This is a genomic window from Micromonospora sp. CNZ296, from assembly GCF_007827635.1.
Map to the genome: position 1 here is coordinate 1 of NZ_VISW01000028.1, position 20,188 is coordinate 20,188.

The 20,188-nt window shown below is 73.0% G+C and carries 13 protein-coding genes; 5 read left to right on the forward strand and 8 right to left on the reverse strand.

Translation table 11 applies throughout. The features are described from left to right. Positions 1 to 283: 283 nt before the first annotated feature. Together FB455_RS30990 and FB455_RS30995 are read left to right on the forward strand one after the other, a co-directional pair. Complete coding sequence (locus FB455_RS30990; protein ID WP_145755644.1) at positions 284 to 1,693, forward strand: glycosyltransferase family 2 protein; 1,410 nt, start codon at positions 284 to 286, stop codon at positions 1,691 to 1,693. 90 nt (positions 1,694 to 1,783) lie between these two features. After that, the gene (locus FB455_RS30995; protein ID WP_145755645.1) at positions 1,784 to 3,007 is read left to right on the forward strand and encodes a glycosyltransferase; all 1,224 of its coding nucleotides are present in this window, start codon (positions 1,784 to 1,786) and stop codon (positions 3,005 to 3,007) included. Between the two features lie 250 nt (positions 3,008 to 3,257). Here FB455_RS30995 and FB455_RS31000 read toward each other — a convergent pair whose 3' ends face one another. The 6 genes from FB455_RS31000 to FB455_RS31025 all read right to left on the reverse strand — a co-directional run bounded on the left by FB455_RS31000 (position 3,258) and on the right by FB455_RS31025 (position 9,120). Beyond that, positions 3,258 to 5,048, reverse strand: a complete 1,791-nt coding sequence (locus tag FB455_RS31000; protein ID WP_047893889.1) for a substrate-binding and vWA domain-containing protein — start codon at positions 5,046 to 5,048, stop codon at positions 3,258 to 3,260. Positions 5,049 to 5,132: 84 nt separating this feature from the next. Continuing rightward, the gene (locus FB455_RS31005) at positions 5,133 to 6,431 is read right to left on the reverse strand and encodes a serine/threonine-protein kinase (RefSeq protein ID WP_167435520.1); all 1,299 of its coding nucleotides are present in this window, start codon (positions 6,429 to 6,431) and stop codon (positions 5,133 to 5,135) included. 296 nt (positions 6,432 to 6,727) lie between these two features. Further along, on the reverse strand, positions 6,728 to 7,288 hold the full coding sequence (locus tag FB455_RS31010; protein ID WP_013285613.1) for an NADPH-dependent FMN reductase: 561 nt from the start codon (positions 7,286 to 7,288) through the stop codon (positions 6,728 to 6,730). Between the two features lie 11 nt (positions 7,289 to 7,299). Further along, a complete protein-coding gene (locus FB455_RS31015; RefSeq protein WP_013477294.1) occupies positions 7,300 to 8,235 on the reverse strand; it encodes an ROK family protein in 936 nt (311 codons plus the stop codon). 8 nt (positions 8,236 to 8,243) lie between these two features. Beyond that, positions 8,244 to 8,597 (reverse strand): DoxX family protein, encoded by a 354-nt coding sequence (locus tag FB455_RS31020; protein ID WP_013285615.1) that lies wholly within the window; start codon positions 8,595 to 8,597, stop codon positions 8,244 to 8,246. A 91-nt stretch (positions 8,598 to 8,688) separates the two neighbouring features. Beyond that, positions 8,689 to 9,120 carry a type II 3-dehydroquinate dehydratase gene (locus FB455_RS31025; protein WP_013285616.1) on the reverse strand — a complete coding sequence of 144 codons (432 nt, stop codon included), beginning with the start codon at positions 9,118 to 9,120 and terminating at the stop codon, positions 8,689 to 8,691. A gap of 332 nt (positions 9,121 to 9,452) precedes the next feature. Between FB455_RS31025 and FB455_RS31030 the strand changes: the two genes are divergently transcribed. From FB455_RS31030 to FB455_RS31040, 3 genes are read left to right on the forward strand one after another with little or no spacing between them, the layout of a single operon-like run. Continuing rightward, positions 9,453 to 10,616 (forward strand): DegT/DnrJ/EryC1/StrS family aminotransferase, encoded by a 1,164-nt coding sequence (locus FB455_RS31030; protein WP_030274336.1) that lies wholly within the window; start codon positions 9,453 to 9,455, stop codon positions 10,614 to 10,616. Next, positions 10,613 to 11,743 carry a Gfo/Idh/MocA family protein gene (locus tag FB455_RS31035; RefSeq protein ID WP_091328812.1) on the forward strand — a complete coding sequence of 377 codons (1,131 nt, stop codon included), beginning with the start codon at positions 10,613 to 10,615 and terminating at the stop codon, positions 11,741 to 11,743. Before FB455_RS31030 ends, FB455_RS31035 begins: the two co-directional genes overlap by 4 nt. Positions 11,744 to 11,780: 37 nt before the next feature. Then, positions 11,781 to 12,476, forward strand: coding sequence for an HAD-IA family hydrolase (locus FB455_RS31040; protein ID WP_013477291.1), 696 nt, complete (start codon positions 11,781 to 11,783; stop codon positions 12,474 to 12,476). A gap of 75 nt (positions 12,477 to 12,551) precedes the next feature. Here FB455_RS31040 and FB455_RS31045 read toward each other — a convergent pair whose 3' ends face one another. Together FB455_RS31045 and FB455_RS31050 are read right to left on the reverse strand one after the other, a co-directional pair. Next, a complete protein-coding gene (locus FB455_RS31045; protein WP_145755646.1) occupies positions 12,552 to 16,253 on the reverse strand; it encodes a non-ribosomal peptide synthetase in 3,702 nt (1,233 codons plus the stop codon). 126 nt (positions 16,254 to 16,379) lie between these two features. Beyond that, positions 16,380 to 19,982, reverse strand: a complete 3,603-nt coding sequence (locus tag FB455_RS31050; RefSeq protein ID WP_486481621.1) for a non-ribosomal peptide synthetase — start codon at positions 19,980 to 19,982, stop codon at positions 16,380 to 16,382. Positions 19,983 to 20,188 lie beyond the last annotated feature (206 nt).

Below are 20,188 nucleotides of genomic sequence, written 5' to 3' on the forward strand. Positions count from 1 at the left end.
GCCACCCGCTACGACAAACTCGCCGTGCGCTATGAAGCCACCCTCACCATCGCCGCCATCAACCAATGGCTCCGCGCCCTACGAAACACGACCTAACCCTCTGCTTCCTATCGCGGCTGCTGCTCCTGCGCGTGGGTAGGTTCCGGTCAGGCGGCGACTGTCATGTCGGGACAGTGCACCCCTATAGACCCCTATTGATGCGTAAGGATGTCGTCGCGGAGCGTTATCGTCTGACGATGTCGCCGCCCCCCGACGGCAAGATCGTCTGACGGAGAGGATCGCCATGTCGCTGCCCACCAACCCTCCGGCGCTGAGCGTGGTGATGCCGACCTACCAGGATCCGCAGTGCCTCGCGCTGACCCTCAGGGCGCTGACCCGGCAGACGCTGCCGCCGGAACGCTTCGAGGTGATCGTGGTCCGGGACGGTGGCTCGTCCGACGGGTACGCCGAGGCGCTCGCCGAGGGTGCCGGTCTCCGCCTGCGAGTGCTGGAACTCGCCGAGCGCAAGGGCCGCTCCGTCGCCCGCAACGAGGGGGCGCGCCGTGCCTGCGCACCTCTGCTGGTCTTCCTCGACGCCGACTCGTGGGCGGTGCCCGACCTGCTGGAGCGGCACCTCGCCTGGCACAGCGTGCCCGGCAACGCGGCGGTGCTGATCGGCCGGCGGGACGAGATCGGCCTCGCTGACCTGCCGGCAGTGCTGGCCGGGGAGTCGCACGCGGTCGCACGCGCCTTCCCGCACGGCGGCGACCTGCGGTTCGCCACGGGGCTTCCCGACGACGGGGGCGAGTGGCTCCGGGCCGGCTGGGTCATCGCCTACACGCACAACATCTCGCTGACCAGCGCTCACTTCGCGCAGGTCGGTGGTTACCGCGAGGCGTTCGGTCTGAGCTACGGCGTGGAGGACGTCGAGTTGTTCTACCGCGTCGACCGCAGCCTCCCCGACGGCGTCAACTTCGGCTACGACGACGACGCCCGGGTCGTCCACCTGCCGCACCACAAGAACATCACCCGCAACTGGATGGAGATGAAGGCCAACTTCCAGCAGGCGGCCCGGCTCTATCCGTGCCTGGAGTGGGAGTTCCTTACCGCCGTCATGGGGTACGAGGCGATCCGGCGCATCCTGCACTATCGCGCGCTCATCAACGAGTGCGTCGAGCGGTCGGCCTGCGCCATCGGGCCCGCCGCCGCGCGCCTCGCCGGCCAGGTGCGGGGGCACCGCACGCTCTGGATCGGCACCGGCCGCGCCGATTCCGGGTTGCCCACCTCGGCGTTGACCTACGACTACGCCGCACCCATCGGGCGGACCAACTTCCACCTGCTCGGCGTCGCCCCGCCCATGCCGCCGGGCAGCCTGGACGCGGTGATCAGCGTGGACTTCTGGCGGTACCTGCTGTGGCCGGAACTCTGCCAGTTCATCTCGGCCTCGCTGCTGCTGGCCGGCGAGGTCCACCTGGTCGCCACCGCCGACTCGACGCCGGGGATGTGCGCCGCCGACCCGCAGACGCTGGACTACCTGCGCCAGGCGCAGGCCGCGGCCTGCGCGGCCGAGCTGCGCGCGGTCGAGGGGCTCGGCCACGTACTGATCCTGCGGCCCCTCCGACCCGCGCCCGGCGCGCGCCGGGTACCCGCTCAGACCGGCACCAGAGCGCGACCCGCTGCCCTGGTGCCGGGGCGCTCCACGACGCGGGGATAGCAGATCGACGGTGCGGCCAGGCCCGACAACGCTGTCGGGCCTGGCCCAGCCGCGCCCGGATCCGGGGCAAAAGACGGAAAGGCGAGTATCATGCGCGTACTGCTGTCGACTCTCGGGTCGCGCGGCGATGTCCAACCACTGGTGGCGCTCGCGTCGCGGTTGACGGCCCTCGGCCACCAGGTCCGCCTCTGCGCCCCGCCCGACTTCGCCCGCTGGGTGGCCAGCTTCAGGATTCCCTTCGTGCCCGTCGGCCCGCCCTGGCGCAGGTCGGCGGCGCCCAGGTCGCGGGCCGCCGTGCCAAAACCCTCGCCCGCGCAGGTACGCAAGCTCGCCGAGTCCTCCATCGGCATCCAGTTCGAGGTGCTGTCGGCCGCAGCCCGGGACTGTGACGTCCTCGTCGCGTCGACGGGCCTCCAGATCGCCGCCCGCACCGTGGCGGAGAAGCGCGGCATCCCGTACGTCTTCGCGGCGCTCTGCCCGGCGGCCCTTCCCTCACCCCACCACCCCCCGCTGCCGCTGCCGGTGTTCGGGGAGGTCCCGGCGCCCGCGTCGGCCGACAACAGCGACCTGTGGGCCGCCAACCTGCGGCACGTCAACGACACCTTCGCCGCGCCCCTCAACGCGCTGCGGTCGGCGGTGGGGTTGGGCACGGTCGACGACGTCAGCGACCACATCCACACCGACCGGCCGTGGCTGGCCACCGACCCGACCCTGGCACCCTGGCCGGACGTCGCCGATCCGGCCGTCTACCAACCGGGCGCCTGGCTCCTGCCCGACAAGCGGGCCCTGCCCGCCGAGCTGACGGCCTTCCTGGACGCCGGCGGGCCGTGCGTCTACGTCGGATTCGGCAGCGTCGCCGCACCCCCGGGTCTGCTGGAGACGGCCGTGCGGGCCGTGCGCGCGGTCGGTTGCCGGCTGGTCGTCTCCCGGGGCTGGGCGCCGCTCTCGCCGGTCGACCGGTCCCCCGACTGCCTGGTGGTCGGCGAAGTGAACCAGCAGGACCTGTTCCGGGAGGTGGCCGTGGTGGTCCACCATGGCGGCGCGGGCACCACGACCACGGCCGCGCGGGCCGGGACGCCGCAGGTCGTCGTACCGCAGGTGTACGACCAGCACTACTTCGCGCGCCGGGTGTCCGCGCTCGGCATCGGCGCCGCACACCCCGGCTCCGTGCCGACCGTCGAGTCGCTGACCGAGGCTCTGGGCGCCGCGCTGCGGCCGGAGGTGGCCGCCCGCGCCCGCGAGTTCGCCGGCGTCGTACGCACCGACGCGGCGCAGGTCGCCGCGGAGCGGTTGGTCGTCGCACCGGGAGCCTGATCGATGAGGCGACGCTCCAGGTACTGCGGGGGCGGGTCCGGCTGGTCGCGCCGGATCAGCCGTGGACCGGTGGGGAGGGCGACCTGCTGGTCATCCCGGAGGCCCGGCACTCGTTGTACGCCGAGGTTAGGGCGTCGGCGGACCGGACCGGTGTCGGGGTGCTCCCTACTCCGGCCGGCGCTGTTCACCGGCGGGGCTGCGGAGACCGTCGGTCGCGCCGCGGGCTCGTGGCGAGCGGGGCGCGTCGGCGTCAGAAGCTGCTGACCAGCTTCACGAACGCTTCGTCGATCTTGGCCGGATCGGTCGCGTCGAAGGCCTTGCCCGATGATGCCTTGGCGATCCTGTCCAGGGTGGCGAAGTCCGACTCCCGGTCGAAGGCGATGCAGAACACCTTCACCGGACGCCGCGGGTCGAGGGCGACCTCGGCGAGCAGGCCGGCCAGGTCGTTGTCCTGCCGGTACTCGTTCTTGCCGTCGGTCAGCACGACGATCGCGTTGATCCGCTGTGGGTCGTACCGGTCGAGCAGCTCTCGGTGCGCGGCCCGGACCGTCGCGTAGAGCGCGGTGCCGCCGTCGACGTGCAGGCCGGCGATCTTGCTGTTGATCCGCTTCTGGTCGAACTCGCCGAGAGGGATCTCCTCCCGGTAGGGGCTCTTCGGCCGCTTCCGGGTCTCCGAGGAGAACGACCAGAGACCCACCCGGTCCTCGGTGTTGAGCAGCGCGAGGCCCTTGCCCGCCGCTGCTGAGGCGACCTGGAAGCGGGTGCGGGTGCCGACCATCGCCTGCATGGACCCGGACGTGTCCAGGGCTATCAGGATGTTGGCCTTCTTGCGGAGCGTCCGCCAGCCGTCCAGCATCGCGCCGACCACCTGCGGGTCCGGGGGCTCGAAGTAGCTCAGCCCACCGGTGGGCTCGGCGCCGACGTTGGCGAGCAGCTCCGCCGAGGCTCGGCGCTCGTGGTCCCGGAAGCCGAGGCGGGCGAAGCTCTCCTGCTGGGCGTCCTCGGTCAGGAAGGCCAGGAAGTCGGTCGCCGCCGCCCGCTGCCGCTCGTCGGCGGAGGGCAGCACCACGAACGGGTGGTCCAGGTTGAACGTGCCCTCCTTGGGGTGGACGGCGACCAGCGGGACGTTCGGCCTGCGGCCCCGCTCCTGCCCGTCCTGCCGAGGGCTCAGCGCACCCGTGTTGTAGAGGTCCACGAGTTCCTCCTGGAGGACGATGGCGCTCATGTCGTCAGTACTGCCCGCGCCGCCCGCCAGGTCCGCCTCGGCGAGGCTGCGCAGCAGGTCCACCGAATCGTCGCTGTAGTGCGACACATTGGCCTCGATCCGGCGGACGAACTGGGTGACCGCGGGGTCGGCAAGGTCGGACCGGGTCAGGTCGCTGGACCGTTGCACCGCCGCGTAGTAGGTGGCGATGGTCGCCGCCAGCCCGGAGGTGGACAGGTTGGGGTTGTCCTTGCCGAAGGTGAAGCGGCCCCACTCCGGCTTGCCGAAGCCCGCCCATCCGTCCCGCCCGGACAGGCCCAGGATCTCCCCCCAGCCCAGCGGCCCGCGCCGGCGTATCAGTTCGGCCTTGGGCTGCGGCATCGCGATCACCAGTGGGCTGTTGGCGATCGACGGGTAGCGGTCCGGGGTCTGCGGTGCTCGCCCGGCGGCTTGGTCGAGCAGCCGGAGCTGGCCGGTCCACAGGCTCGACGTCGGCAGCCAGACCTGTGGTCGCGGCAGGCCGGTGTGGGTCCAGCCGGTGGCCAGCGCCTCGGCGGCCTGGCCCGAGTTGAGCGCGCTGACGTGCACCTGGGCGCAGCCACCGCCGTCGATCGACCGGCTGCTGCGGTTGTAGCGCTCGGCCAGGTCGACCAGCAGCGCCGCCTTCTCCGTCGACGAGTTGACCTGGAGGGTGGTGGCGCAGTCGGTGCGGGGCACCTCGCTGCCCGCATCGCGCTGCTGGACGAACACGAACGCCCCGGCGATGACCACCAGCCCGGCGGTGACGGCGGCGGTGTAGGGCAACCACTGCCGCGTGCGGGTAACGGATGGGGTCATCGGGGCGTCCTCCTCGGCGGGCGGCTGGTGGCCGTCAACCTATCGATCCGGCGCCAGCCGGCGACCCGGACCCCTGCCGCGGCGTCACGGGCGGTCGGACCGTCCCCCGACCGCCGTAGCGACCAGCAGCCGGACCAGGTAGACCACGACGAAGGCGACCGCCCCGACTGCGGCGGCCGGGCCGATCGCGCTCGACGCGACGTAGCCGGCGGCGGCGCCGGCCGAGCCGAGGAAGAGCGCTGTCGAGATGCCCCAGGCGTCGAGGGCCTCACGACGCAGTCGCCGCAACGCGCCGCCGGACCCGGCGCCGACGCCGGGCTCCGTCGCCGGCAGGTACGCCGGCTGGGTCGTCATCCGTGGGTGTGCCGGCTGCGTCGGCCGGGCCTGGGTCGGCACCGTCGGCTGTGGCTGTGGCTGTGGCTGTGGCTGCGTCGGGCGCGGCTGCGGTGCCGTCGGCGTGATCCGGGGAAGGGGATGGTTCGGCGTCGGCGTGCCCGCGGTCTCGTTGCCGACCTCGAGCAGGCTCTCCCGACGTAGCGGCACGGTGGCCGTGGCGTCCTGCCGCAGCAGCCGCACCAGCACCTGCTCGGCACCCGGCCGATCCGCCGGATCCTTCGCCAGGCACTCCCGGATCAGCTCGTCCAGCACCGGAGGCAACGCCGGCAGGTCGGGCGGATCGTGCAGCACCCGGTGCATCACGGCGAAGAGCGAATCATCGCCGAAGGGTGGCCGGCCACCGGCAGCGAACGCGATCGTGGCCGCCCAGGCGAAGACGTCGCAGGGCGGACCGACCGCGTCGTTGCGGAACCGCTCGGGTGCCATGTACGCGGTGGTCCCCATGACCCGGCTGGACGCCGTCTCGGTCACGCCCAGCGCGCGAGCGATGCCGAAGTCGATCACCCTAGGGCCGTCCCTGCCCAGCACCACGTTGTCCGGCTTCAGATCGCAGTGCACCACGCCGGCACTGTGGATCGCGGCGAGCGCGGTGACAGTGCCGACCGCGAGCCGGTGCAGGGCGTTACCGGTCACCGGGCCGCGTTCGCGGACGTGCCGGTGCAGGGTCGGGCCTTCGATGAACTCACTGACCACGTAGGGACGCTCGCCGTCGACCTCGGCGAAGAGCACCTGCGCGGTGCAGAACGGAGCGACCCGGCGCGCGGCGGCGATCTCCTTCACGAACTGCGACCGCGCCCGTGGATCAGTCAGGTCGACGTTGACCATCTTGACCGCGACGCGGTCACCAGCGTCGTCCTCACCGAGGTAGACGACCCCCTGCCCACCCGCGCCCAGCCGGCCGAGCAGCCGATACCGGCCGGCGGTGACCGGGTCGTGCGTCCACAGCTTCGCCAATCCTGGCACCGGCGTGCCGGCCAGTTCTGACATCCCGACTCCATCAGTGTCGTGCCCGGCCACCGGCGGCGCAGGGCACGGCCATCGTGTCATGCCGCAGCGACGACAGAGGACAGCCGATCATGGGTGGGAGCCACCACCGCCGGTGGTCCTCGCGGTGGCGGTCGCCGCACTGCGCGGGCCGGCCCGGCCTACGACGGCGGGCGTCCCTCCAGGGTGTCCCTTCGTCCTCCGCCGTGGCCGGCGCGAACTCGTTTCCCGCCGTGCCGTGCCAGCGGGTCGATGCCGGTGCCCGACCACGGTCGCCGGCCCGCGCAGCCGCAGCGGCGTCAGGCCCGGCGCAGCGTCCGCAGTGTGCCGGCCCAGGCGACCACCTCGTCGAGCATGGTGCCGAGGGCCTGCTCGTGGTGCGCGGCCGGCCGGAAGTCGCGGAAGTTGACGAAGTCGGTCGTCAGAGAGAGCGCGACCTGGGAGCGGACGTCGGCGACGCCGAGCTGCCCGAGCACCAGCCGCAGGTGCTCCGCCGCCCGGGTGCCGCCGTGCACGCCGTAGCTGACGAGGCCGGCGGCGGCGTGCTGCCACTCCTGGTAGAGGAAGTCGAGGGAATCCTTCAGTGCGCCCGGGATGGAGTGGTTGTACTCCGGCGTGACGAAGACGAAGCCGTCGAACCCGGCCACGGTCGTCGCCCAGCGGCGTACGGCGGGGCGTCGCGACGGCGCCATCGACGGTGGCAGCACCTCGTCGAAGTGTGGCAGGGCGTAGTCGGCGATGTCGACCAGCTCGACAGTGGCGTCGCCCCGCTTGGCGGCGACGTCGCGCACCCAGCGGGCCACGGCGTCGGCCTTGCGGCCGGGTCGCGTGCTGCCGACGATGACACCGATCCTGACCATGCTGCTCTCCTCTACGCGATGGGGGTGGGGCGCGCGGGAGCCGGCGTGCCGGTCAGGTCACGAGCCAGCTCCACCGCGCCGTGCAGGGACGACAGCCCGCCGAGGGCGGCGGGACGCACCGGTGGCGCCGGACGGCCGGGCCGGCCGGCGCGGCGTGCCCGTTCCGCGACGAGCGGCACGAAGCCGGGCAGGCCGGCGGCGAACCCGCCGCCCACGATCGCCAGCGCCGGATCGAGGATCTCGCCGAGGCTCACCACCGCCGCCGCCAGCGCCCGGCAGCTCTCCTCGACCGCCGCCACCGCCCAGGGCTCGCGCCCGTCGAGTCCGGCCCGCAGGTCATCGAAGCCCACCTCGCCGCCCCGGCGGGCGGCAGCACGGCGCAGGGTGGCGGGGCCGGACGCGATGGACTGGAGGCAGCCATGCCGGTCGCAGTCGCAGCGCTCACCATCGAGAGCGACGACCACGTGACCGATCTCGGCGGAGGACCGGCCCGGCACCGGCCGGCCGGCCAGTACGACGCCACCGCCGATCCCGGTGCCGACGCCCAGGTAGACCACGTCGTCCGCGCCGGCGCAGCGCGCCTCTGCAAGGGCGGCGAGATCACCATCGTCGGCGACGGCGGTTGCCGCGTCGGGAAAGAGGCGGCGCAGCGCGCCGGTGAGGTCGAGGCCCACCCAGCCGGGGCGCCCAGGCCAGGTGGTGACGGTGCCACCGGTGTCAGTGGTCGCCGGCATGGCCACCCCGACCGCGTCCACCGGTCCCCACCGGTCGCGCAGCCGGTCCACCTCGACGGCCAGCACCGTCAGGTCGGCGGCCGGGTCGGCAGTCCGGGGCCAGCGGAAGGTGCGGTCGTACGCCGGCTGCCCGGGCGCCTCCGCGCGCAACGCGACCTTGGTGCCGCCGACGTCGATGCCGAGGACGCCGCCGTGGCGCTGCGGACCGGACACGGCCGGCCTCAGCCCAGCCGCACGTGCAGGTAGACGAGCGCGAGGGCGGCCACGGCAAAGATCACCGGCGTCAGGATCGTCGCGGCCGGGTCCTTGGCCCGGGAGTGGTAGACGACCGCGCCCGCCATCTGCAGGGCGAGACCGATCGCCGCGGCGATGCCCAGGGGCGGCCAGAGCAGGCCGAGCAGCAGCCCGGCGACCGCGGCGAGTTCCAGCACCCCCAGCGCGCGTGTCAGCCCCGGCGAGACGCCGAGGTGGTCCATCCGCTCGCGCATCTGTGCCTGCCCGGTGAGCTTCGGCACGGCGGTGCCCACGAACACGGCGGCGAGGACGAGGGTCAGGACGAGGACGGAGATCTCCACGTGAGGTCCTTCGGGAAGAGTCGGGACGTGCGGACGACCGCGCTGCCGGCACGCCGGCGCCCACGGCACTGGACGGCGGGGTGCCCGGTCGTCATCGGACGGTCGCGGTGAGGGCGCGCGCGGCCAGCCGGTAGCCCAGCGCTCCGAGCCCGACGATCACCCCGCTGGCCAGCGGGGCGATCACCGAGTCGTGCCGGAAGCTCTCCCGCGCCCACACGTTGGACAGATGCACCTCGACGAAGGGCCGGGGGTAGTTGGCCAGCGCGTCGCGCAGGCTCCAGCCCGCGATCATCAGGGCGCCCGGGTTGACGATCGCGCCCACCGTGTCGTAGCTGTTCTGGATCGTGCGGATCAGCGCACCCTCGCAGTCGTGCTGCTCGGCGACCACACCCCAGCCCCGGGTGGCGACCTCCTCGCCGACGGCGCGTTGGATGTCGTCCAGGGTGTCGGTGCCGTAGATCTCCGGTTCCCGCCGGCCGAGAATGCCCAGGTTCGGGCCGTTCAGCAGCAGTACGTCCGACACGCTTCACCTCGTGGGGCACGGCCCTGGTCCCGCAGAGCCTGATGACTGGTCACCGCAGTCTTACTACGCCAACGGCTCCCGGCGAACCGGCGGCGCCCGAGGCGCGGGTGGACTAAGGGGTGGCTAGGGGCTGTTAGGGGCGGTGACCGCGTATCCGCGTCGGTTACCGTCCTCCCTGCTGAGCGACGCCGCCGGCTCCGGACGGAGGCGTCACGTACCGCGCGGCCATCCGGTGCTCCGCTGTGCCCGGACCGCGTACCGGCGGTCTCGGGTCGTCCCGCCCGATGGTCAGTCGAAGCCCCTGGTCTGCCCGAGTTGGGAAGTGGGAAGTCATGAGTGGTCAGCCCTCGACGGTGTCCGAGTTCCCCGAGTGGCCGCAGTACGGCGACGAGGAGCGAACCGGACTGATCCGCGCCCTCGAACAGGGTCAGTGGTGGCGGATGGGCGGCAGTGAGGTCGACTCCTTCGAGCGGGAGTTCGGTGACTACCACGGCAGCCCTCACGCGCTCGCCGTCACCAACGGCACCCACGCGCTGGAAGTCGCGCTGGAGGTGCTCGGCGTCGGCCCCGGGACGGAGGTGATCGTCCCGGCCTTCACGTTCATCTCGTCCTCGCTGGCCGCGCAGCGTCTCGGCGCGGTCGCCGTGCCGGTCGACGTCGACCTGGACACCTACTGCGTCGACCCCGCCGCCGTCGAGGCCGCGATCACCCCCCGTACCAAGGTGATCATGCCGGTGCACATGGCCGGGCAGTTCGCCGACATGGACGCGCTCGACAAGCTCGCCGCCGACGCCGGGGTGGCTCTGCTGCAGGACGCGGCACACGCCCACGGCGCGCAGTGGCGGGGCCGACGGGCCGGCGCGCTCGGCTCGGTGGCCGCCTTCAGCTTCCAGAACGGCAAGCTCATGACCGCCGGCGAGGGCGGAGCGGTCGTCTTCCCCGACGAGGAACTGCGCGAGCGGGCATTCCTCGTGCACAGCTGCGGCCGGCCCCGCACCGACCGCGAATACCTGCACAGCACCACCGGCTCGAACTACCGGATGAGCGAGTTCACCGCCGCTGTGCTACGCGCCCAGCTGACCCGCCTCGACGAGCAGATCGCGCTGCGCGAGCAGCGCTGGCCGCTGCTGTCGAGCCTGCTCGCCGAGATCCCGGGCGTCGTCCCGCAGGCGACCGACCCCCGCACCGACCGCAACCCGCACTACATGGCGATGTTCCGTATCCCCGGGATCGGCATCGAGCGCCGCCGTGCCGTGGTGGACGCGCTCATCGCCCGGGGCGTCCCGGCGTTCGTGGCGTTCCGGGCGATCTACCGGTGCGAGGGCTTCTGGATGGCCGGCGCGTCCGACGAGTCGGTAGAGGCGATCGCGGCCCGCTGCCCCAACACCGAGCAGATCCACTCCGACTGCGTCTGGCTGCACCACCGCACCCTGCTCGGCACGGAGCAGCAGATGCACGAGATCGCCGCCGTGCTCGCCGACGTCCTCGCCGGATGACGGCCCGGCCCCCGGCCGCGGCCGGCCGGCCGGTGCGGGTCGCGGTGGTCGGCCTCGGCTGGGCCGGGCGGGAGATCTGGCTGCCCCGGCTCGCCGCACACCCCGGCTTCGAGGTGGTCGCCGTGGTCGACCCGCAGCCCGTGGTGCGCGATCAGGCCCGCGACACCCACGCCGTCGCGTCCGCGTACGCCGACGTCGAGGACCTGCCCGCCGGAACGGTCGACCTGGCGGTGGTCGCCGTACCGAACCACCTGCACGCGGTCGTCGCCGTCCGGCTGCTGCGCCGGGGCGTACCGGTGTTCCTGGAGAAGCCGGTCTGCCTGACCTCCGCCGAGGCGGGCATCCTGGCCGACGCGGAGCGCGACGGCGGCGCGGTGCTGCTGGCCGGCAGCGCCGCCCGTTACCGGGCCGACATCCGGGCGCTGGCCGACGTGGCCGGCGGGCTGGGCCCGATCCGGCACGTCGATGTGGCCTGGGTTCGCGCCCGAGGGGTGCCCGACGCGGGCGGCTGGTTCACCCGCCGCGACCAGTCCGGCGGGGGCGCGCTGGTGGACCTCGGCTGGCACCTGCTCGACACGGTGCTGCCGCTGCTCGGCCCGGCCCGGGTCACTCACGCGATCGGCAGCGTCTCGGACGACTTCGTCAACGACAGCGCCGCCCACGCCGCCTGGCGCGGCGGGGCCGACACCGCAGGCCACGTTCCCGGCGACGTCGAGGACACCGCCCGTGGGTTCCTGCTCACCGACACCGGCGCCTCCGTCGCCCTGCACGCCTGCTGGGCCTCGCACGAGTCGCTGGACCGCACCACCGTCACCGTGCACGGCGCCGCGGGGTCGGCGACGCTGCGCTGCACGTTCGGCTTCAGTCCCAACCGGGAGCCCACGCCGGTGCTGACGCGTACCCGCGACGGCCGGACCGCGCGGCTGCCGCTGCCCGGGGAGCCGATCGGCGCGGAGTACGACCACCAGCTCGACGCCCTGCCCGGGCTGCTCGCCGACCCGGCCGCCCGGGGCGCGGCCGTCGCCGAGGCCCGCCGGACCATCGACATCATCGAACGGATCTACCAGTGCGCCCGGCCCACCCGGCCGGAGCGCCAGCACGCACTGGTGGGCCATCGCGCCGGGTGAGAACCACCCTCGGCCCCAACCCCTTCCGGGAGCAGCCATGAGCCGTCCATCGTCCACAGTCGAGGTGACCCCGCCGTCGCCGGCGCGCGGCCCGATCCGCGCGGTCGTGTTCGACCTCGACGGCGTCATCGTCGACAGTTCGGCCGTCATGCGTGAGGCGTTCAGCATCGCGTACGCCGAGGTGGTGGGCGACGGGCCGGCACCGTTCGAGGAGTACAACCGGCACATGGGCCGGTACTTCCCGGACATCATGCGCCTGATGGGGCTGCCCCTGGAGATGGAGGAGCCGTTCGTCCGCGAGAGTTACCGGATGGCCCACCTCGTGCCGCTCTTCCCCGGCGTCCGGGAGACCCTGGAGACCCTGCACTCGCGTGGCATCCGAATGGGGATCGCCACCGGCAAGGCCGGCCCGCGGGCCCGCTCCCTGCTCGACCAACTCGGCGTGCTGGGCCTCTTCGGCCAGGTGATCGGCTCCGACGAGGTGGCCCGTCCCAAGCCTGCCCCGGACATCGTGCTCCAGGCACTGGGCAACCTCGACGTGCCGCCGCACGAGGCCATGATGGTGGGCGACGCGGTGATCGACCTGCTCAGCGGCCGGGACGCCGGGGCGACGGCCGTCGCCACGACGTGGCACGGCGGGGACATCGCGGCGCTGCTCGCCGCCGGCCCCGACCTGGTCGTGCACGCCCCGGCGGAGTTGCTCGCGCACTGCCCGGCGGCCCTCGTCCACTGACCCGGACCGGAGCGCGCCGGGCTGCTCGCGCGGGCCGCACGGCGCGCTGCCGCCGAGCCTGCCGGCAAGCGGCGGTCAGCGGGTGTCGCTGACCGCCTCGGGGCCGGCTTCCAGGAAGCGCAGCATGCCGGTGGCCAGGATCTCGGCGACGGGGGCCGGGACCAGATCGGTACGGATGGTGACCCGCAGGAGGACACTCTCGTCGCCGGGCAGCACCTCGGCGACGCAGGCACCGGACCACTCCCGGGCGTACGGTTCGACGACCTCCTCGGTCCGGCAGCCGGGCAGGTCCAGCGGGAGGACGAGGTTGTCCTGGTAGGCGAACGAGGGCAGGCTGTTGATCACCTCGCGGGGCAGGTCGAGGACCGGGTCGTCGGTGACCATCTCCAGGAAGGAGACGTCCTGGGCGGCCATCAGTTCGTCCGCGGCCTGCTGGAGGCCCCGCATCAGGTGTTTCTCCGGGCCGTCGAACCGGACCCGGAGACAGTTGCTGCTGATCCTGCTCGTGAAGGCGGAGTCGAGGACGCGGCTGCCGCGCTGGGCGACGATCATCAGCAGGGCGATGTCGTCCTGCCCGTGGATGGCGCGTAGCGCCGAGGCGTAGGCGGCGGCGAAGTAGGTGGAACGGCTGAAGCGGTGTTCGACGGCGGCTCGGTCCCAGCGCCGCACCAGCTCGGGCGGGACGGCGACGATGTGCCCGGTCTTGGGGCCCCAGGTCGGGGTCTGTTCCAGGATCTCCTGCGGCCGGCCCTTGCCTTGGCGGGGCAGGTCGCGTAGTTGTTCGCGCCAGTAGGTTCGTTGGGTTTGCAGGTCGGCGGCGTCGCGTAGGCGGGTGTATTCGTCGTAGGACTGGTGCAGTGTGGGTGCGGGGTGTTTCCAGGTGGGTGTGTGGCCGGCTTGTCGTGCGGTGTAGGCGTGGCTGAGGTCTCGTACGAGTAGTCCGTATGACCAGCCGTCGAAGGCGATGTGGTGGATGCCGATGCCGAACAGGATTCGGTTGGTGGTTTTGTTTCGGATCAGGGCGGCGCGCCAGTTGCGGCCCTGGGTGTAGTCGAGTGGTTGCTGTACTGCTTCGGCGAGTTGGTCGAGGGCGTCGTGTTCGGTGGCGGCGTCGGCGAGTAGCCGTAGCTGGGGCATGCCGGGGTTGGGTGGGATGATTGCTGTTGGTGGGTCGGTGCGCCGGTAGCGGGCGTGCAGGGCCTGGTGGCGGTGGTGTAGGTCGCCGAGGGCGGCCATCAGGGCCCGTAGGTCCAGTTCACCCTCGATCCACCAGGTGGTCGGGCAGACCAGTTCGAAGGGGAGCACGACGCACTTCGCGACGGACGGGGTCAGCGGGACGGGCTTCGACGGGCCGGGACGGCCGGTGACGGACGGCGCCGGCTCGGCCCCGGGGCGGCGGGGGGCGGTGGCGAGCCAGCGGGCCAGCCCCTGCGGTGTGGGGGTGCGGTGGATCTGCGAGACGGGCACGGCGACGTCGGCGGCCTCGTCGAGGGCGACAGCGACGGCGGCGGACTGCAGGGAGGTGCCGCCGAGGTGGAAGAACCCGTCGAGTGCCCCGACCCGGTCCAGCCCGAGCACCGTCGCGAAGATCCCCGCGACGAGGCGTTCGGAGTCGGTGGCCGGTTCGGTGTATGGCACGTCGAGATCGGGACGGCGCGAGCCCGGCTCTGGTAGCGCCCGTCGGTCGATCTTGCCGGTGCCGCCGGTGGGGAACCGGTCCAGGACCATGATCACGGCGGGAACCATGTAGGGCGGGAGCACGGCGGCGGCGTGTGCCCGCAGGTCGGCGGTGACGGGGACGCGGCCGTCGCGCCCGGTGACGTAGCCGACGAGCCGGGCGGTGCCCTGGTCCTCGCGACGGGTGACGACGGCGGTGCCGACGTCCGGGTGTTGTTCGAGAGTCGCTTCGATCTCACCGAGTTCGATGCGGATGCCGTTGACCTTGACCTGGTGGTCCATCCGGCCGAGGATCTCCAGCGCTCCGGCGGCGTTCCACCGGCCGAGGTCGCCGGTGCGGTAGGCGGTCCCGCCGCCGTACGGGTCGGTGACGAACCGCTGGGCGGTCAGTTCGGGGCGGTTGAGGTAACCGTCGGCGACGCCGGCGCCGGTGATGAGGATCTCGCCGGGGACGCCCATGGGGACGAGGTCGAGATTGGCGTCGACGACGCGGATCTGCCGGTTGGGCATGGGTCGGCCGATGGGCACGTACGCGCCGGGCCAGCCCTTGGACGCGTCGAACCAGGTGCAGGCGACGGAGGCCTCCGCGGGCCCGTACGCGTTGATCAGGCGGGCACCGGCGGCCGTCCAGCGTTGCGCCATGCGGGGCGGAATGGGTTCCCCGGCGAGGGTCACGCACGTCAGGCTGGGGCAGTCGGCGGGATCGACGGCGGCGAGGTTCGTGGGTGGGCAGAACGCGTGGGTGGCCTGCTCCTTGGCGATCAGCTCCGTCAACCGGCGGGCGTCGAGCAGGTCGTCGCGGGAGCTGACGACGACGCGGGCGCCGGAGGTCAGCGCGGTGTAGATCTCGCCGAGGGCCACGTCGAAGACGGGGGAGCAGGAATGGAGCATGCGGCTGTCCGGGCCGACCGCGCACTCCTCCCGCATCCAGGTGACGAAGTTCGTCAGGTGCTCGTGGGTCAGCACGACACCCTTCGGTGTCCCGGTCGAGCCGGACGTGTAGATCACGAACGCCGGCCGGGACGGGGCCACCACCGGCAGGTCGGCCGCCTCGGCCGCCGCAAGGGTGGGCCAGTCGACATCGAGGGCGACGACCCGTACGCCGTCAGGTCTGGGGACACGCGGGGCGACCTCGCCGACGGTGAGGACGACCCGAGCGCCGTGGTCGGCCAGCAGCATCCGCATCCGGTCCGCCGGCCAGGACACGTCCATCGGCGTGTACGCCGCCCCGGCGCGCAGCACCGCCAGGGTGGCGACGAGGGTCCACATGCTGCGGTCCAACGCCAGCGACACCACGTCCCCGGGCCGTACGCCCATCGACCGTAGCTGCGCGGCCAGCGCCCCCGAGCGACGGGCCAGCTCCGCGTACGTCAGCACCTCCCCGGCGGCGACTCCGGCCACCGCGTCCGGCGTGCGTCGCGCCCACTCGAGCACCAGCTCGTGCAGCGGCTCACCCGGCACCGGGCGGGCCGGGCCCCGGCCCCACGCGAGCAGCCGCTCGCGCTCGGTCGCGCCCAGCAGCGGCAGCGCCCCCAGCGGCACCCCGGGTTCGCGGACCCCGGCCGACAGCAACGACACGGTCTGGTCCACCAGACCCCGCACCCAGTCCGCCGAGAAGCCGTCGGCTGCGTAGTCCACCCGGAGCGCCGACCCGTCCCCCGCGACGGTCACCACGATGTCCACGTCCACCACGTCCGGCCCCACCTCGGCCACCGGGGCGTCCACCAGCCCGACCACCACCGGCCCCGCCGCGCCCGTGTCACGCGTGACCGGGCCGGTCAGCGCCGCGGCCACCCGCGACGTCAGCTCGCCGAAGCCCGGTTCATCCGCGACGTCGACCCGCAGCACGCCGCCCGACGACAGACCGACCGCCACCTCGGCCTGGCCGGTGTACCGGGCCAGCACCCCCAGCAGACCGGCCAGCAGCACCGCGCCGGGGGAGCGCGCCCCCGCCGGGACGGGCAGGTCGACCGGCCGGTACGCGGAGGCCGCCCGGGCCGGCCACGCGGCCGGCCGGCGCAGGTCCCCCATCAGGTCGAGGATCTCGAAGCCGGGCCCAGCGACATCCGTGGCCTGCGCACCGACGATTCCGACAGACATTGAGCCAGCCTCCGATCAGGGCCGGCGCCACCCAGAGGGGTGCGCCGGAGGGACAACCACGAACTCTCGGGACAACGGGCCGCGTGCCACGCGACGACGAGCGGTCCGGTACGCAAAGGCGGACGGTCAGCCGGCGGTGGGTGTACCCGCCGGCCCGTCTTCGAGGAAGCGCAGCATGTGATGGTTCAGCTCCTCGGCGAAGCTGTACGGCAGGTAGTCGGTGCGGATGGTGACGCGCAGGAGAGCATGGTCGACGCGGGGCAGCACCTCGACCGTGAGCCCGTTGGGCACCTCCCGGGCGTACGGGTCGACGACCTCCTCGGCCCGGCAGCCGGGCAGCTCCAGCGGCACCACCACGTTGTCCTGGAACACGAACGTCGGCAGGCTCGCGACCACCTCGCCGGAGAGCCCGGCGGCGGGATCGTCGGCGGTCTCCGCGAAGGGAACGTCCTGGGCCCGCATGAGATCGCGGATCGTCTCGTCGACCCGCAGGACCAGCTTGTCGTCCTGCGGCCCGTCGAAGCGCACCCGCACGCAGTTGAGGTTGAGCCGGGTGGTGAACGCGGAGTCGAGGACGCGGCTGCCGCGCTTGGCCACCACCATCAGCAGGGCGATGTCGTCCTGCTGATGGATGGCGCGCAGCGCCGAGGCGAAGGCCGCCACGAAGTAGCTGGAGCGGCTGAAGCGGTGGTCGCGGGCGGCCCGGTCCCAGCGGTCGAGCACCTCGGGGGTGACGGTGACGGTGTGGCCCGCCTTCGGTCCCCAGGCGAGGGCCTGTTCCAGGGGCGCGGTGGCCGGGCCCGTGCCTTGGCGGGGCAGGTCGCGTAGTTGTTCGCGCCAGTAGGTTCGTTGGGTTTGCAGGTCGGCGGCGTCGCGTAGGCGGGTGTATTCGTCGTAGGACTGGTGCAGTGTGGGTGCGGGGTGTTTCCAGGTGGGTGTGTGGCCGGCTTGTCGTGCGGTGTAGGCGTGGCTGAGGTCTCGTACGAGTAGTCCGTATGACCAGCCGTCGAAGGCGATGTGGTGGATGCCGATGCCGAACAGGATTCGGTTGGTGGTTTTGTTTCGGATCAGGGCGGCGCGCCAGTTGCGGCCCTGGGTGTAGTCGAGTGGTTGCTGTACTGCTTCGGCGAGTTGGTCGAGGGCGTCGTGTTCGGTGGTGGCGTCGGCGAGTAGCCGTAGCTGGGGCATGCCGGGGTTGGGTGGGATGATTGCTGTTGGTGGGTCGGTGCGCCGGTAGCGGGCGTGCAGGGCCTGGTGGCGGTGGTGTAGGTCGCCGAGGGCGGCCATCAGGGCCCGTAGGTCCAGCTCACCCTCGATCCACCAGGTGACCGGGACGACGACCTCCAGCGGCGACATCAGGCACTTCGCCACCTGCTGCGCGAGCGGGACCGGTCCCGGGCGCTGCCGGGTCTGTCCGGCGGTCGAGCCGGTGTCCGTACGGCGGGGGGCGGTGGCGAGCCACCGGGCCAGCTCGTGCGGGGTGGGGGTGCGGTGGATCTGCGAGACGGGCACGACCACGTCGGCGGCCTCGTCGATGCCTGTGGCGACGGCTGCGGACTGCAACGACGTGCCGCCGAGGTGGAAGAAGCTGTCGCGGGCGCCGACCCGCTCGATGCCGAGCACGCTCGCGAACACCTCCGCGACGAGGCGCTCGCCCTCGGTGGCCGGCTCGACGTACGGCACGCCGAGGTCGGGGCGTTGGGCGCCGGGTGCGGGAAGGGCATTCCGGTCGATCTTGCCGGTGCCGCCGAGGGGGAAGCGGTCGAGGGTGACGACGGCGGCGGGGACCATGTAGCTGGGCAGGTGGGCCGCGGCGTGGTCGCGCAGGTCGCCGGTGGCCGGGGTGCGGCCGTCGCGCCCGGTGACGTACGCGACGAGTCGGGCCACGCCCCGGTCCTCGCGGCGGACGACGACGGCGGTCTCCACCTCCGGGTGCTGGGCGAGGATGCTCTCGATCTCGCCCAGCTCGATGCGGATGCCGTTGACCTTCACCTGGTGGTCCATCCGGCCGAGGATCTCCAGTGCGCCGGCGCTGTTCCATCTCCCCAGGTCGCCGCTGCGGTAGGCGAGCCCGCCGCCGTACGGGTCGGTGACGAACCGCTGGGCGGTCAGTTCGGGACGGTTGAGGTAACCGTCGGCGACGCCGAAGCCGGCGATCAGGATCTCCCCGGGAACCCCGGCCGGCATGAGGTCGAGGTTCGCGTCGACGACGCGGACCTGCCGGTTCGGCATCGGCCAGCCGATCGGTACGTACGCGCCACCCCACCCGGCCGACGCGTCGAACCAGGTGCACGCCACGGCGATCTCGGCCGGCCCGTACGCGTTGACCACCCGCGTGCCCGCCGTCAGCCACCGCTGGGCCAACCGCGGCGGGACGGCCTCGCCGCCGAAGATGATGCAGCGGAGGCCGGGACAGGCGGCCGGGTCGAGCGGGGCGATGTTGGTGGCCGGGCCGAACGTGTGCGTGACGCCGTGGCTGTTGACCAGGTCGGTGAGCCGGCGCGCGTCGAGCAGATCGTCGCGCGGGCACACGACGACGCAACCCCCGCCGGTGAGCGCGGCGAACATCTCCCCGAACGCGGCGTCGAAGACCGGTGCCGCCGAGTGCAGCATCCGGCTGCCGGGGCCGATGGCGCACTCGTCGGTCATCCACGCCAGGAAGTTCGTCAGCCTCTCGTGCGACAGCACCACGCCCTTCGGCGTGCCTGTCGAACCCGACGTGTAGATGACGAACGCCGGAGCGTCCACCGGCACCACAGGCAGATCCGTCGCCGCACCGGCCGGTACCGCAGGCCAGCCGTCGTCCAGCGCCACCACCGTGACCCCGTCCCCGGCGGGGATCCGGGGCGCTACCGCACCGACCGTCAACACCACCCGCGCGCCGTGGTCGGCCAGCAGCACCCGCATCCGCTCCGCGGGCCACGACACGTCCATCGGCGTGTACGCGGCACCCGCCCGCAGCACGCCCATCGCGGCCACCAGCGACCACAACCCGCGCTCCAGCGCCACGGACACCACGTCACCGGCACGGACACCCACCGACCGCAGGTACGCCGCCAGCAGTCCTGACCGGCGATCCAGTTCCCCGTACGTCAGCACCTCGTCACCCGCGACACCCGCCACCGCCTCCGGCGACCGTTGCGCCCAGCCCAGCACGAGCTCGTGGATCGGCTCACCCGGGATCTCCCGCACCGGGCCGCGTCCCCACGTCAGCAACCGCTCCCGTTCCGCGGCGTCCAGCAACGGCAACCTCGACAGGGCTACCTGCGGCGCCGCCGTCCCGGCGGAGACGAGCACGACGACCTGATCCACGAGTCCCTGTACGAACTGCGCGGAGAATCCCTCCACCGCGTAGTCCACCCGCAGCACGGACCCGTCCGCCGCCACGCGTACCACCATGTCGACGTCCACCGCGGCCGGTCCCGTCTCCGCCACCGGGCCGTCGGCCAACTCCACCGCCACCGGGTCCGGCCGGTTCGGAACCGCCACCGGCGCCGTCCACGCCAGTCCCACCCGCGCCGCCAACTCCCCGAATCCCGGGTCGCCCGAGACGTCCACCCGCGCCACCACCCCGCCGGCCGGGGCCAGCCCGAGCACCACCTCGTCCTGGCCGGTCCAGCGGGCCAGGACCGCCACGAGCCCCGCCACCACGACGTGCCCGGCCGGTGTCACGCGCGACGGCCAGGCGGGCAGCACCCGGTGCACCGAGGCCGCCCGCGCGGGCCACACCGCCGGCCTCCGCAGGTCCCCCACGAGCTCCAGAGCAACCGCGCCGTCCGCGGCCTGGGCGCCATCGAACCCGACAGACAACAGCTCAACCTCCGATCGAAAGGGGACGACCGAAAGGCGCAGGGCCGCGACGATCGGTCAGCCGGGATGCCGCACGCCGGACGGCGGGGTTGGCGCGAGGCGCGTTGACGGGCGGCACCGCTCGC